This is a genomic window from Aquabacterium sp. (genome assembly GCF_004297345.1).
Classification (GTDB): domain Bacteria; phylum Pseudomonadota; class Gammaproteobacteria; order Burkholderiales; family Burkholderiaceae_C; genus Aquabacterium.
Genome location: NZ_SCTN01000254.1, coordinates 1 through 12,905 on the forward strand (window position 1 = coordinate 1; position 12,905 = coordinate 12,905).

11 protein-coding genes are annotated in these 12,905 nt (G+C 62.5%); 6 read left to right on the forward strand and 5 right to left on the reverse strand.

Annotated elements, in window-relative coordinates; translation table 11 throughout:
• The first annotated feature begins 223 nt into the window (after positions 1–223).
• Positions 224–943: a PEP-CTERM sorting domain-containing protein gene (locus EPO09_RS08990; protein WP_290642305.1), complete on the forward strand. Its 720-nt coding sequence runs from the start codon at positions 224–226 to the stop codon at positions 941–943.
• A 54-nt stretch (positions 944–997) separates the two neighbouring features.
• Here the strand turns inward: EPO09_RS08990 and EPO09_RS08995 are convergent, their stop codons facing one another.
• The 5 genes from EPO09_RS08995 to EPO09_RS09015 form a co-directional block, all read right to left on the reverse strand.
• Positions 998–2,407, reverse strand: a complete 1,410-nt coding sequence (locus EPO09_RS08995) for an 8-oxoguanine deaminase (protein ID WP_290642307.1) — start codon at positions 2,405–2,407, stop codon at positions 998–1,000.
• On the reverse strand, positions 2,404–3,306 hold the full coding sequence (xdhC, locus tag EPO09_RS09000) for a xanthine dehydrogenase accessory protein XdhC (protein WP_290642309.1): 903 nt from the start codon (positions 3,304–3,306) through the stop codon (positions 2,404–2,406). The genes EPO09_RS08995 and xdhC overlap by 4 nt, the downstream gene beginning before the upstream one ends.
• Positions 3,303–5,645: a xanthine dehydrogenase molybdopterin binding subunit gene (xdhB, locus tag EPO09_RS09005; protein ID WP_290642311.1), complete on the reverse strand. Its 2,343-nt coding sequence runs from the start codon at positions 5,643–5,645 to the stop codon at positions 3,303–3,305. Before xdhB ends, xdhC begins: the two co-directional genes overlap by 4 nt.
• Positions 5,642–7,177: a xanthine dehydrogenase small subunit gene (xdhA, locus tag EPO09_RS09010; protein ID WP_290642313.1), complete on the reverse strand. Its 1,536-nt coding sequence runs from the start codon at positions 7,175–7,177 to the stop codon at positions 5,642–5,644. Before xdhA ends, xdhB begins: the two co-directional genes overlap by 4 nt.
• 109 nt (positions 7,178–7,286) lie before the next feature.
• Positions 7,287–7,514: a hypothetical protein gene (locus EPO09_RS09015; protein ID WP_290642315.1), complete on the reverse strand. Its 228-nt coding sequence runs from the start codon at positions 7,512–7,514 to the stop codon at positions 7,287–7,289.
• On the opposite strand from EPO09_RS09015, the gene guaD reads away from it, so the two are divergent.
• The 5 genes from guaD to EPO09_RS09040 form a co-directional block, all read left to right on the forward strand.
• Positions 7,513–8,907 (forward strand): guanine deaminase, encoded by a 1,395-nt coding sequence (gene guaD, locus EPO09_RS09020; RefSeq protein WP_290642317.1) that lies wholly within the window; start codon positions 7,513–7,515, stop codon positions 8,905–8,907. The genes EPO09_RS09015 and guaD overlap by 2 nt on opposite strands.
• Positions 8,904–10,439 (forward strand): ABC transporter ATP-binding protein, encoded by a 1,536-nt coding sequence (locus tag EPO09_RS09025; protein ID WP_290642319.1) that lies wholly within the window; start codon positions 8,904–8,906, stop codon positions 10,437–10,439. Before guaD ends, EPO09_RS09025 begins: the two co-directional genes overlap by 4 nt.
• Entirely contained in the window at positions 10,426–11,487 is a 1,062-nt protein-coding gene (locus EPO09_RS09030; protein WP_290642321.1) for an ABC transporter permease, read from the forward strand. The genes EPO09_RS09025 and EPO09_RS09030 overlap by 14 nt, the downstream gene beginning before the upstream one ends.
• Before the next feature lie 5 nt (positions 11,488–11,492).
• The gene (locus EPO09_RS09035) at positions 11,493–12,419 is read left to right on the forward strand and encodes an ABC transporter permease (protein WP_290642323.1); all 927 of its coding nucleotides are present in this window, start codon (positions 11,493–11,495) and stop codon (positions 12,417–12,419) included.
• A gap of 85 nt (positions 12,420–12,504) precedes the next feature.
• Positions 12,505–12,905: BMP family ABC transporter substrate-binding protein (locus EPO09_RS09040; protein ID WP_290642325.1), on the forward strand; the 401-nt coding region annotated here is incomplete at its 3' end.

Below are 12,905 nucleotides of genomic sequence, written 5' to 3' on the forward strand. Positions count from 1 at the left end.
ATGAACAACGCGACGGGCATGTCGGACGCGGAGCGGGACATGCTGCGTCGTTGGTTTGATTCAAATCAGAAACCATGATGGCTCAATTGCCATTTTCCGCATCGTGAGTGAATGCCTCGGAATTTCGTGGTTTCGTCCCCATGGCTAGGGGGTGACGCACGCTGGTGCCGGCGAATGAAGGTGGTTATAGTTGGCACATACCGTTACAAAAAAAGGTCTTGCCGTGAAAAAGTTCGCTGTTGCCGCACTGGTACTGGGTGTTTCCAGCCTGATGTCTGTGGCTCATGCCGCACCTGTGACTGTCGATGCAGCCACTTACACGCTGACCTATGACAGCAGCTTCCTGGCCGGTACGCCCACGGTTGGTGTTGCTGGTGACGCCGTGACTTTCAGCGGTGCGACTGCTGTTGCTGCATCCCCGTTGCTGGGTTCGCTTTCCGTCGCTTCCTACTCGATCGATAGCTATGGCGGCAAGCCATTTCCTATCATCCTGACGGCCAAGACGGGCTTCAAGATCACCGGTCTGACGGAAACCGTTTCTGGTCTGTACAACGTGGGCGTGTCGCCCACGACTGCAGGTTCGGCCATGTCCGGCGCTGGTTTCCAGTCGTTCTGGGTGGCCAACGATGTGGTTCAAGGCAATAGCGGCAACAAATTGTTGGGTAGCGTGAGCAGCGATACGCAGCCCTTCACCAGTTCTGGCGCCTATGACGTGAGCGGTGCTTTGGCACTGGCGTCCTCCGCCAACAAGGTGAACCTGTCTGCGACGGGCTTCATGATCTTCGCCAATACGTCTGGTTCGGCTCTGGCCCAAACCACCTTGTCGTCCTACAAGCTCAATGTGCAGACCGCCGCCGTGCCTGAGCCCGAAATGATGGGCTTGGTGTTGGCTGGCTTGGCCGTGGCAGCGTTCTCGCTGCGCCGTCATCGCGCTGTTCGCTGATCAGTCGAAGATACCTTCTGTAAAGGGCGAGGCTCGCAAGGGCCTCGCCCTTTTTCATTGGCCAGCGAGGGATCGGGCCATGGCGTTGTGCCTGCCGATCAGCGCAGGCAGGTCGACGGTGGTGATCTGGCCATGATCGGCCACGATACGGCCGTGAACAATGGTCCAGGCGGTATGCGTGGGCTGCGTCATCAAAAGTGATGCAATCGGGTCATGCACAGCACTGCCCGCCATACCCAGCGTGCGCGCATCGTAGATGGCCAGGTCCGCCGCCATGCCGGGAGCGATCTGGCCGATGTCGTCACGTCCCAGTACGTCTGCGCCACCTCGGGTGGCCATGCGCAGGGCGTGCCGGGCAGTCATCTCTGACGGGCCTTGGTTGCAACCAAAGGGTGTCAGGCTTCTACCCACACGTGCCAGCAACATGGCCTGTCGCGCTTCGCCCAGCAGGTGCGCGGCATCGTTGCTGGCTGAACCATCCACGCCCAGGCCAACAGGCACGCCCGCATCCAGCATGCGCCTGATCGGCGCGATGCCAGAGGCCAATCGCATATTGCTGCAGGGGCAATGGGCTACGCCGGTGTGCGTGGCGGCAAAACGGCCAATGCCGTGATCGTCCAGCTTGACGCAGTGGGCATGCCATACGTCCTCGCCCAGCCAGCCTTGCGCCTCAGCGTACTCGGTGGGCGTGCAGTTGAACTTCTCTCGCGTGTAGGCCACGTCGTGGTCGTTTTCGGCCAGGTGCGTGTGCAGGCGCACGCCTTGTTTGCCGCTTTGGCGAGCCAGCAGGGCTGATTCGCGCATCAGATCGGTACTCACGGAAAAAGGCGAGCAGGGTGCCAGGGCCAGGCGCAGCATGGACAGGCGGCTTTCGTCGTGGAAGGTGTCGATCAGGCGTTGGCTTTCCCGCAGGATGTCGCTTTCGCGCTCGACCAGGCTGTCAGGTGGCAGGCCGCCTGCACTTTCGCCCACGCTCATGCTGCCTCGGCAGGCATGAAAGCGCATGCCGATCTCTCGCGCCGCGTGGATGCTGTCGTCCAGGCGGATGCTGTTGGGGTACAGGTAGAGGTGATCGCTGCTGGTGGTGCAGCCGCTGAGCAGCAATTCGGCCATGGCTACCTGGGTGGACACGTGGATCATGTCGGGTGTGAGCCGCGCCCACATGGGGTAGAGCGTGCGCAACCAGCTGAACAGTTCGGCGTCCTGCGCGGCAGGTACGGCCCGCGTCAGGCTCTGGAACATGTGATGATGCGTGTTGACCAGGCCTGGGATGACGACGTGGCCTCGCGCATCGATCGTTTGCGTCGCTTGTGCGAGCTGGTCTGCGGGCAGCGCTTTGGTCGGACCGGCCGCCAGGATGTCAGGGCCGCGTATCAGCACACTGGCCTGGCGCCACTCGGTGCCTTGATCATCCATGGTGGCGATGCAGTCGGCGTCCTTGATGAGCAGGGTGGGCTGGTTCATGGCTTGGCCTTGTCTGGCGTGACGGGCAGGGCGCCGGCTTGCAACTGTCGCAGCATGAGCAACTGTGCCACGACGGACACGGCGATGACAGCCGGCTCCTTGCCTTTGAGGCCAGGCAGGCCAATTGGGCAGCTCATGTGCGCGAGTTGCGCCTGGCTTAATCCTCGGGCTTCCAGTCGATGCAGGAATTTGGCCTTCTTGGTTTGCGAGCCGATCATGCCGGCGAACAGGCTGTCATTGCGACGCAGGATGGCTTCGATGATGCGCAGGTCCAGATCGTGCCTGTGCGTCATCACCAGGTGGATGGCACCGGGCGGCGCATCGGCAACCTCGTCCTCCGGTGCATCGCAAGGGTGCCAGGTGATGTGAGGCGGCAGGGCATCCAGGCAGCTTGCGTCGGGCAGGCCGCAAAGTTCGATACCGCTGTCTTTGGTGTCGCTGTCCCGCGTGTCAATCCAGCGAACGGAAAAATCCAGGTCTGCCAGCAGTTTGACCACGGCCTGGCCCACATGGCCGGCGCCATGCAATTCGATGTGCATGCCTTGGCTGATCGGCCAGTGGCGCAAGGCTTGTTCATCCAATGCGGCGAAATCCAGTCTGACCACACCACCGCAGCATTGGCCCAGCGAGGGGCCCAGCGCAATGGTTTGCGTCCAGGCGGCTGGCGGTTCAGTCTTGCACTCGCGCAGCGCGTTTCTGGCCAGTTCAATGGCTTGCCATTCCAGGTGCCCACCACCGATGGTGCCTTCAATGGCGTTCGGGCTCACCAGCATGCGCGTGCCGGCATCACGCGGGGTTGAGCCTTTGCTGTCTGCCACAGTGATCATGATGGCGCACCGGCCCGCCTGGGCCCATGCATGGGCCAGTTGGCGAAGGGCGGGGGCGCTCCAGGTGCTCATGGCCTTGCAGTTGATGCCGCTTTGACTGCATCCACTGCATCCAGGATGGCTTCCGGCGTAGCTGGCGCGCGAAGCGGAGGATCCACCTTGTGATGGCCGACGGACGAGATCGCATCACGGATGGCGAGAAAGACCGAGAAAGGCAGGAGCAAGGGCGGTTCACCCACCGCCTTGGAGCGGTAGACCGTGTCTTCGGCGTTCTGGTTGCCGAACAGGTCGACGCGGAAGTCTGCAGGGCAATCGCTGGCCGTGGGGATCTTGTAGGTCGATGGCGCGTGGGTCATCAACTTGCCGGTCTGGGGGTGCCAGTAAAGTTCCTCGCTGGTCAGCCAGCCCATGCCCTGGATGAAGGCGCCTTCGATCTGGCCGATGTCCAGCGCGGGGTTGATCGATTGGCCCACGTCATGCAGCACGTCGGCTCGCAACAGTTTCCACTCGCCTGTGAGCGTGTCAACCAGCACTTCGCTGACGGCAGCGCCATAGGCAAAGTAGAAGAAGGGGCGGCCTTGCATGGTCTCTCTGTCCCAATGCAGCTTGGGCGTGGCATAGAAGCCGTCGGACCACAGTTGCACGCGCGCCATGTAGGCGGCCATCACCACGTCCTCAAAGCGCAGGATCTGATCTGCCATGTGGACCTGATCATCGGCAAACCGGATGGCCTGCTCGGGTACCTTGTGCTGATCTGTCAGCATCCGGATCAGGCGGGACAGAATTTGCTGCGCCGCATCTGCAGCCGCTTTGCCATTGAGGTCGGATCCGGTGGATGCCGCGGTGGCCGAGGTGTTGACGACCTTGCTTGTATCCGTGGCCGTGACACGCACCCGATTGATCTTGACGCCCAAAGTGTGGGCCACCATCTGCGCCACTTTGGTGTTCAACCCTTGGCCCATTTCGGTGCCACCGTGGTTGACCAGGATGCTGCCGTCGTTGTAGATGTGAACCAGGGCGCCAGCCTGGTTGAGGTGCACTACGTTGAAGGAAATGCCGAATTTGAGCGGCGTGAGCGCCAGCCCCTTTTTGAGTACGGGGTTGCTGGCGTTGAAGGTGGACACGCTGACGCGGCGTGCGCGGTAGTCGCTGCTGCTGACGAGTTGATCGAGCAGCGGCTGAAGCACATTGTCTTCCACGAGCTGGCCGTAGGGCGTGGTGTTGCGGTTCGTGAGGCCGTAGAGATTGGCCAGGCGAACGTCCAGCGGATCCTTGCCAAGCTGGCGTGAAATCGAATCGATGATCAGTTCGATGGCCAGCGCACCTTGAGGGCCGCCAAAGCCACGGAAGGCCGTGTTGCTTTGCGTGTTGGTGCGGGCGCAGTAGCCGTGCAGATCGACGGCCGGCAGGTAGTAGGCATTGTCGAAATGGCAGAGCGCGCGGGTCATCACCGGGGCGGACAGATCGGCAGAGAAGCCGGCTCTGGACACCATGTCCACCTTGGCGCTCAGCACGCGACCGTCCAGGTCATAGCCCACATCGACATCGTGCACGAAACAATGGCGCCGGCCGGTGATCATGAAGTCGTCATCGCGATCCGGGCGCAGCTTGACGGGCTTTTGCAGCTTGTATGCGGCGATGGCCGCCACACACGCGAATATGGCGGATTGCGATTCCTTGCCGCCGAAGCCACCACCCATGCGCCGGCATTCAACTTGGACATGATGCGCGTGCAGGTTCAGGGCATGGGCGATGGCGTGCTGCATCTCGCTGGGGTGCTGGGTGGAGCTGTGCACCAGCAGGCCGTGGTTTTCCTTCGGGATGGCGTAGGCGATCTGGCCTTCCAGGTAGAACTGCTCCTGTCCACCTATATGAAATCGCTCTTGAAAACGATGGGGCGCATGCGCCAGGGCCTGTGCCGCATCGCCTCTTTGCAGGTGCATGGGTGGTACGACATAGCGCTGCGCTGCATGGGCCGCCTCCGGCGTCAGCAAGGCGGGGCGCGGGGCAATCTGGACGAAGTCCTTCGCCATGGCGGCCACGCGGCGAGCCGTTTCACGTTGCGCCGAGAGCACGACGAACACGGGCTGGCCCAGGTAGTGGACTTCACCATCAGCCAGGATCGGGTCATCGTGGACGATGGCGCCGCAGTCGTTGAGGCCAGGGATGTCTGCGGCCGTGAGCACGGCCACCACGCCGGCTTGCGCTTTCAGGCCGGCGATGTCGATGGTGAGTAGCTGCCCATGTGCGACGGGCGACAGGCCCAAGGCGGCGTGCAGGGTGCCGGCAAGCTCGGGCAGGTCATCGATGTAGGCCGCCTGACCTGCCACATGCAGGTGCGCCGATTCATGCGGCAAGGCTCGGCCGGCGGCCGTTGTACCGGGCTGAATGGTGTCAATGCGCTGGTTCATGCTGTTTGCGCAGGCCATACCTGCACCTCGTCGGCACGCAAGGGGTTGTGAGGGCGGGTTTCAAGCCAGAAGCGCTCAAGCAGATTGGCGGCCACTTTGAGTCGGTAGTCCTTGCTGGCGCGCAGATCGCTCATGGGTTGGAAGTCCTGTGCCAGCGCAGCTTGAGCCTGACGAAGCGTGGCTTCGGTCCAGGGCAGGCCGATCAGCGCCGCTTCTGTTTGGCGGGCTCTGCGGGCCGTGCCGGCCATGCCGCCCCAGCCAAGTCGTGCCTGCTGGATGAGCTCGCCGTCGAGCTGGAGGTAGAGGCCGGCACAGACGGCGGAGATGTCGCTGTCGCGTCGCTTGGAGATCTTGTAGGCGCGCAGCACCTTGGTGCCGCTCGTTTGCATCATCGGCACACGCACCGACTGGATGAATTCGCCAGGCAGCAAGGCGTTCTTCATGTAGTCCAGATAGAAAGCCGATAAGGGCAGCTCGCGCGTGCTTGGGCCTGCACGCAGCACGAGTGTGGCATCCAGCGCCAGCAAGATGGGGGCACTGTCACCGATGGGCGAGCCATTGGCCAGGTTGCCCACCAGCGTGCCTGCATGCCGCACAGGTGGAGAGGCGAAACGCAGCCAAAGCTCACGCAACGCCGGCATGCGTGCAGCCAGGTTGGACCAGGCTTCTTCCAGTGTCACCGCGGCGCCAATGTCCAGCATCTCGGGTTCGCCGGGTTGGCATGGGGGCGTGAGGATGCGTCGCAATTCGGGGACCTGGCCCAGGTAGATGATGTCACCCAGCGCCTTGAACTGCTTGGTCACCCACAGGCCGACATCCGTGCTGCCAGCCAGCAGGCGGGCCTCGGGCATGGCCTGCCTCAACGCGGCCAGATCATTCAAGGCGGTGAGGGCGAAGAAGCGGCTGCGGGTGCTGCTGTCTGTTTGCGAGGGGCCTTCGTATTCAAGCCCATCTGGTGACTGCTTTTGCAAAGTCGCCAGTTGTTGCAGCAAGGCCTCGGGCGAGAAGGGCTGGCGGGGGCCGTCAAACATTTTCTCGCCGGCATCCAGAATCGGGCGGTAACCGGTGCAGCGGCAGAGGTTGCCGGACAGTGCATCAGCCAGCTCCGCGCGGCTGGGTGCCTGTTCATGTGTCTGGTAGATATCCCAAAGAGACATCACGAAGCCAGGCGTGCAGAAGCCGCACTGTGAGCCGTGGCAATCCACCATGGCTTGTTGGCAAGGGTGTGGTTGCGCGCTGCGGGAAGATTGCAGGTCTTCCACCGTGAGCAAGGCCTTGCCGTCCAGCGTGGGCAGGAACTGGATGCAGGCGTTGACCGTTTTCTGCTGCCATTGGCCGGTGTCCGGGTGGCGCTCTCCCACCACGACGGTGCAGGCGCCGCAGTCGCCTTCCGCGCAGCCTTCCTTGGTACCGGTGCAATGGGCTACCTCGCGCAGCCACTGCAACACGGTGGTGGTGGGCGGCAGGTCCTTGACCTCCCGTATCTGCCCCTGGTGCACGAAGCGGATCGGACGGGGGGCGGCGGTGCTCATGAGCTGGGCTCCTTCAGTGGCAGGTCGATGGTGTCGGTTAGCCAGTTTGCAAGCGCTGTGCCTGTGTATGGCATGCCATGAGGCGCGGCCTGTCCGGCACCGACTCCGTTCATCCTATTTCTGGAATGGGCGCGGCCAGGCGCGGTGTATGAATAAGAACACGTTTTTCAACAAGATCGACCGCACTGTCAAGCGTGTTTTGCGCAGGATGAACGTCGAGGGCATCGCTTTGATCACTTGATGCACCGAGATGCGCCTGCCCATGAACTACCATGAGCGATGGCGCGGCTTCTGGCATCGTCGCCCTAACATGTCCTTGAGCGTATAGCCCATCCATGAGTGATCCAGATACTGACTTATCGGCATCCGTGAAGGCTTCGGCTTCTCATGCCAACGCGGCCTCGTCTGCGCGCCGGATCCTGCGAGGGGATGTCCTCGATTTCACGGCAGATCCCGGTTTTGCCCAGCCCAAAGAGGCGCCCGGCGTGCGGTGGCGTCCGGATCACCTGGTGTTGATCGATGCGGGGCGGATTGCAGCGGTGCAGGCGTACTCGCAATCTCTGCCGCCGGCATGGCAGGCCGTACCGGTGGAAGACCATCGCGGCCAGTTGATCATGCCGGGCTTCATCGACACTCACGTCCACTGCCCGCAGCTTGATGTGATCGCCAGCTTCGGCACGGAACTGCTGGATTGGCTCAATACCTACACCTTCCCTGCTGAGCGGCGCTATGCCGATCCGGCCGTGTCGCAGGCGGGGGCCGCGCGTTTCCTGCAGGCCTTGTGGGCGCACGGCACGACGTCGGCGGTGGTCTTCCCGACCGTGCACAAGGTCAGTGCGCAAGCTTTGTTCGAGCAAGCGCATGCGCAGCACATGCGTCTGATCACAGGCAAGGTGCTGATGAACCGCCATGCACCCGATGGGCTGCGTGATGACGTCGAGCAGGCAGAGCGAGATTGCGTCGATTTGATTGATAACTGGCATGGCAAGGGGCGGCAGTCTTTCGCGGTAACTGTGCGCTTTGCGCCCACCAGCACGCCCGAGCAGCTGGTGATGGCAGGCCAGCTTTGCCAGACCTATGACGGTACCTATATGCAGACCCACGTGGCGGAGAACCGCGACGAGGTGCAGTGGGTGGCCTCGCTTTTCCCGGATGCGCGCAGCTATCTGGATGTGTATGACCGTGATGGCCTGATCGGTTCGCGCGGCGTGCTGGCGCATGGCATCTGGCTGGACGAGCGTGACCGCGCAGTGTTGCGCGAACGTGGTGCACAGATCGCACACAGCCCTTCTTCCAACCTGTTCCTGGGCAGCGGCTTGTTCGATTGGGCGCAGGCCCAGCGAGAGGGCGTCAACGTGAGCTTGGCCAGCGACGTGGGCGGTGGCACCAGCCTGTCCATGCTGCGCAATATGGCCGATGCCTACAAGATCCAGGCTTTGCAAGGCACGCGCCTGACGGCATGGAAGGCCTTGTATACCGCCACGCTGGGCGCGGCGCGCAACCTGGGTCTGTCTTATGAAATCGGACAGGTGGAGCCAGGGCGCATGGCCGATCTGGCGATCTGGAACTGGTCTGCAGGGCCTGTTGCAACGCACCGAGATGGCCTGGCCCAAGCCTCTGGCGATCTGCATGAACGTGCTTTTGTCTGGATGACGCTGGGCGACGAGCGCAATCTTGTCGGCACAATCATTGCTGGCAAAACTGTATACAAAACTCGGATCACGGCATGACCCCTCGTCTTGAATTGCGCGGCATCACCAAGCAGTACCCGGGCGTGCTCGCCAATGACGCGGTTAGCTTGAAGGTGCGCCCCGGCGAGATCCACGCGGTGCTGGGCGAAAACGGCGCGGGCAAGTCCACTCTCATGAAGATCATCTTCGGTTCGGTCAAGCCGGACGCCGGAGAGGTGTTCTTCAATGGCGAGCGCGTGACCGTCAAGTCGCCCAACGAGGCACGTGCTTTGGGCATCAGCATGGTGTTCCAGCACTTTTCTTTGTTTGACACGCTCACCGCAGCAGAAAACGTGTGGCTGGGGCTGGACAGGTCGCTCAGCCTGGCTGATGTCACGCAGCGCATCCGGCAGGTTTCTGGCGAATATGGGCTGGAGGTTGATCCCGATCGGCACGTGCATTCGCTCAGCGTGGGCGAGCGCCAGCGCATCGAGATCGTGCGCGCCTTGATGACCAATCCACAGTTGCTCATCCTGGATGAGCCCACGTCCGTGCTGGTGCCGCAGGCCGTCGAGAAGCTGTTTGGCACTTTGCGGCATCTGGCTGAGCGGGGCTGTTCCATTCTGTACATCAGCCACAAGCTCGATGAGATCCGAAGCTTGTGTCACCACTGTACGGTGATGCGGGGCGGCAAAGTGACCGGTGAGGTGGACCCACGCGAGGAAAGCAACGCCAGCCTGTCCAGATTGATGATCGGATCGGAGCCGGCAGAGCTGCAGCGCACGGCGCCCATGCTGGGTGACGTGGCGCTGGCGGTCAAAAGCCTGAGCGTGCCAAGTGAAGATCCGTTCGGCATGTCGCTCAAGGACATCCACTTTGCCCTGTGTTCGGGCGAGATCCTGGGCATCGCGGGCGTATCGGGCAACGGTCAGCAGGCCTTGATGGCCGTGCTCAGTGGCGAAGACCCACGAGGCGCGCCTGGTAGCGTCACCCTGTTCGGTCATGACGTGAGCCGTCAATCGCCCATGAAGCGGCGCAAGCTGGGGCTCAACAGCGTGCCGGAAGAGCGACTGGGGCGGGGCGCCGTCCCCACCTTGTCGCTGGCCAAGAACACCTTGCTGACGCGCATGGATGCTGTCGGCCCCGGTGGCTGGTTGCGCATGCCCGGTGTAATCGGCATGACGAACGAGTTGATCGATCGATTCAAGGTCAAGGCGGCTGGCCCGCATGCCTTGGCGCGCAGCCTGTCAGGCGGCAATCTGCAGAAGTTCATCATGGGGCGCGAGATCGACGCAGAACCGCGCGTGTTGCTGGTGTCTCAGCCCACCTGGGGCGTGGACGTGGGCGCGGCGGCGCAGATCCGTGGCGAGTTGCTCAAGCTGCGTGATGCCGGTTGCGCCATCCTGGTGGTGAGCGAGGAGTTGCAAGAGTTGTTCGAGATCTGTGATCGCCTGATGGTGATGGAAAAGGGGCGCTTGTCACCCAGCGTGGCGGTGGCCGATGCCACGGTTGAGCGCATTGGTGAATGGATGAGCGGCTTGTGGGATCAGCATGCGTCTGCCGGGCAGGGAGGCGCGCATGTTCAAGCTTGAACCTCGCCCTGCGCCATCGAGCGCCTTGATGCTGGCTTCGCCCTTGCTGGCGCTGGCCATCACCGTGCTGGTGGGTGTGTGCCTGTTTGTCTCGCTGGGCAAGGATCCCTTGGCCGGTTTGCAGATGTTCTTCGTCGAGCCGCTCAAGAGCGGCTATGCCTTGTCGGAACTCAGCGTCAAGGCCACGCCTTTGATCCTGATAGGGCTGGGGCTGGCCGTGTGTTTCAGGGCCAATATCTGGAACATCGGCGCGGAAGGGCAGTTCGTGATGGGTGCCATCTTTGCGGGTGGTGTGGCCATGCGCGCGGCCCCGGACAGCGGCGCCGCATTCTGGGTGCTGGTGCTCGCGGCAGGGGCGCTGGGTGGCATGCTGTGGGCGGCCATCGTGGCGCTGCTGCGTGATCGATTCAATGCCAGCGAAATCCTGGTCAGCCTGATGCTGGTCTATGTGGCCGAGATGGTGCTGAGCTACCTGGTCTATGGGCCCTGGAAGGATCCGCAGGGCTACAACTTTCCGCAAACCATCACCTTTCTGGAGGCCGCGCGCGTGCCCAAGCTGGTATCGGGTCTGCGCATGAACGTGGGGGTGTGGATGGCGGCGGTGTCTGTCGTGATTCTCACGGTGTTTCTGGCGCGAACCTATGCGGGCTTCCAGTTGCAGGTTGGGGGTCTGGCCCCCGCTGCGGCTCGGTACGCCGGCTTCTCGTCCCGCAGGGCTTTGTGGACGGCCTTGTTGCTGTCTGGCGGCATGGCCGGGCTGGCCGGCGGTCTGGATGCCGCTGGTCCGCAGGGGCAACTCACGCCTTACATCCCTTTGGGCTACGGCTTTGGCGCCATCATCGTGGCTTTCGTCGGGCGCCTGCATCCGGTGGGCATCGTGTTTTCAGCCGTGCTGATGAGCATGTTCTACATCGGTGGAGAGCTGGCGCAATCGCGCCTGGGTTTGCCCAAGGCCATCACGGGCGTGTTTCAAGGCTTGCTGCTGTTTGCCTTGCTCGCCTGTGACACCTTCATCCATCAACGTCTGCGCTGGGTGGCTGCCAAATGACCGGAATGACCGCTGACTCTCTGGCGCTGTTGATCGCGGCCACGCTCAATGCCGGCACGGTGGTGGCGTTGGCTGCCTTGGGCTTGCTGATCAACGAACGTGCCGGCGTACTCAACCTGGGCGCCGAAGGCATGATGCTCGTGGCCGCGGTGGCGGGCTATGCCACCTGTGTGCACACCGGTAGCGATGTGCTGGGGTTTGCCGCCGGCGCCTTCGCTGGTGCCGGCATGGCCGCCTTGTTCGGGGTGCTGGTGATCTGGCTCAACACCAATCAGTACGCCAGCGGCCTGGCCTTGAGCTTGTTTGGTGCCGGGCTGAGCGCCTTTGTGGGCATTCCTTACACACAGCAGCGCTTGCCTGAGCGTGCGCACTTCGACATCCCCTTCTTGGCCGATCTGCCTTTTGTCGGCCCGGCCCTGTTCCGGCATCACCCCTTTGTTTACGGCGCCATGGCGCTGGCCATTTTCCTGACCTGGTTCCTGATGAAGTCGCGTGCCGGCCTGGTGCTGCGCGCTGTGGGTGAATCGCCCGAATCAGCGCATGCGCTGGGCTACGCCGTGCGCCCGATCCGCCTGTTGGCCGTGATGGTGGGCGGTGCTTTGTGCGGTCTGGCGGGCGCCTACATCTCCATGGTCTACACGCCGATGTGGGTTGAGGGCATGGTGGCTGGCAAGGGCTGGATTGCGCTGGCCTTGACCACCTTTGCCACCTGGCGGCCTGCCCGTGTCTTGCTGGGCGCCTATTTGTTTGGCGGCGTCACCATGCTGCAGTTCCATCTGCAAGGGCAGGGCGTTCAGATCCCCAGCCAGTTGTTGACGATGCTGCCTTATCTCTCGACCATCGTGGTGCTGGTGTTGATCTCCCGCAATCCGACGTGGATTCGCATCAACATGCCCGCATCCCTCGGGAAACCCTTCCATCCTGGCGCCTGACTTGGCATGATCTCGGCACGATCATTGCTGCGCCGATGAGATCCCCCTCTTGTGTTTTCGAGCTGTATTCAACCCTGGAGATGACATGACTTCACCGATGTCCAAGCGTTCTTTGTTGAAGTTGGCTGGATGGGCCACCGTGGCCGCATCTGCCGCCCTGGTCGGTTGTGGCAAGAAGGACGCTGCGGCGCCTGCTGCCGCATCCGGTGCTTCCGAAGCCGCTTCGGCTGCTGCCGCGCCTGCCAGCCCCTTGAAGATTGCCTTTGCCTATGTGGGCCCTGTGGGCGACGCAGGCTGGACCTACGCGCACAACGCTGGCCGTCTGGCCATTGAGAAGGAATTTGGCGACAAGGTCAAGACCACCTTCGTTGAAAAAGTGCCAGAAGGCCCTGAGGCCGAACGTGTGATTCGTGACCTGGTGGGCCAGGGCAACACCCTGATTTTCGGCACCACCTTCGGCTACATGGAGCCCATGCTCAAGGTCGC

Coding starts and splice junctions, on each gene's coding strand:
- EPO09_RS09030 (WP_290642321.1), top strand. CDS start 10,426: ATGTTCAAGCTTGAACCTCGCCCTGCGCCATCGAGCGCCTTGATGCTG.
- EPO09_RS09015 (WP_290642315.1), bottom strand. CDS start 7,514: ATGGATGGGCTATACGCTCAAGGACATGTTAGGGCGACGATGCCAGAA.
- EPO09_RS09035 (WP_290642323.1), top strand. CDS start 11,493: ATGACCGCTGACTCTCTGGCGCTGTTGATCGCGGCCACGCTCAATGCC.
- EPO09_RS08995 (WP_290642307.1), bottom strand. CDS start 2,407: ATGAACCAGCCCACCCTGCTCATCAAGGACGCCGACTGCATCGCCACC.
- guaD (WP_290642317.1), top strand. CDS start 7,513: ATGAGTGATCCAGATACTGACTTATCGGCATCCGTGAAGGCTTCGGCT.
- xdhB (WP_290642311.1), bottom strand. CDS start 5,645: ATGAACCAGCGCATTGACACCATTCAGCCCGGTACAACGGCCGCCGGC.
- EPO09_RS09025 (WP_290642319.1), top strand. CDS start 8,904: ATGACCCCTCGTCTTGAATTGCGCGGCATCACCAAGCAGTACCCGGGC.
- xdhA (WP_290642313.1), bottom strand. CDS start 7,177: ATGAGCACCGCCGCCCCCCGTCCGATCCGCTTCGTGCACCAGGGGCAG.
- xdhC (WP_290642309.1), bottom strand. CDS start 3,306: ATGAGCACCTGGAGCGCCCCCGCCCTTCGCCAACTGGCCCATGCATGG.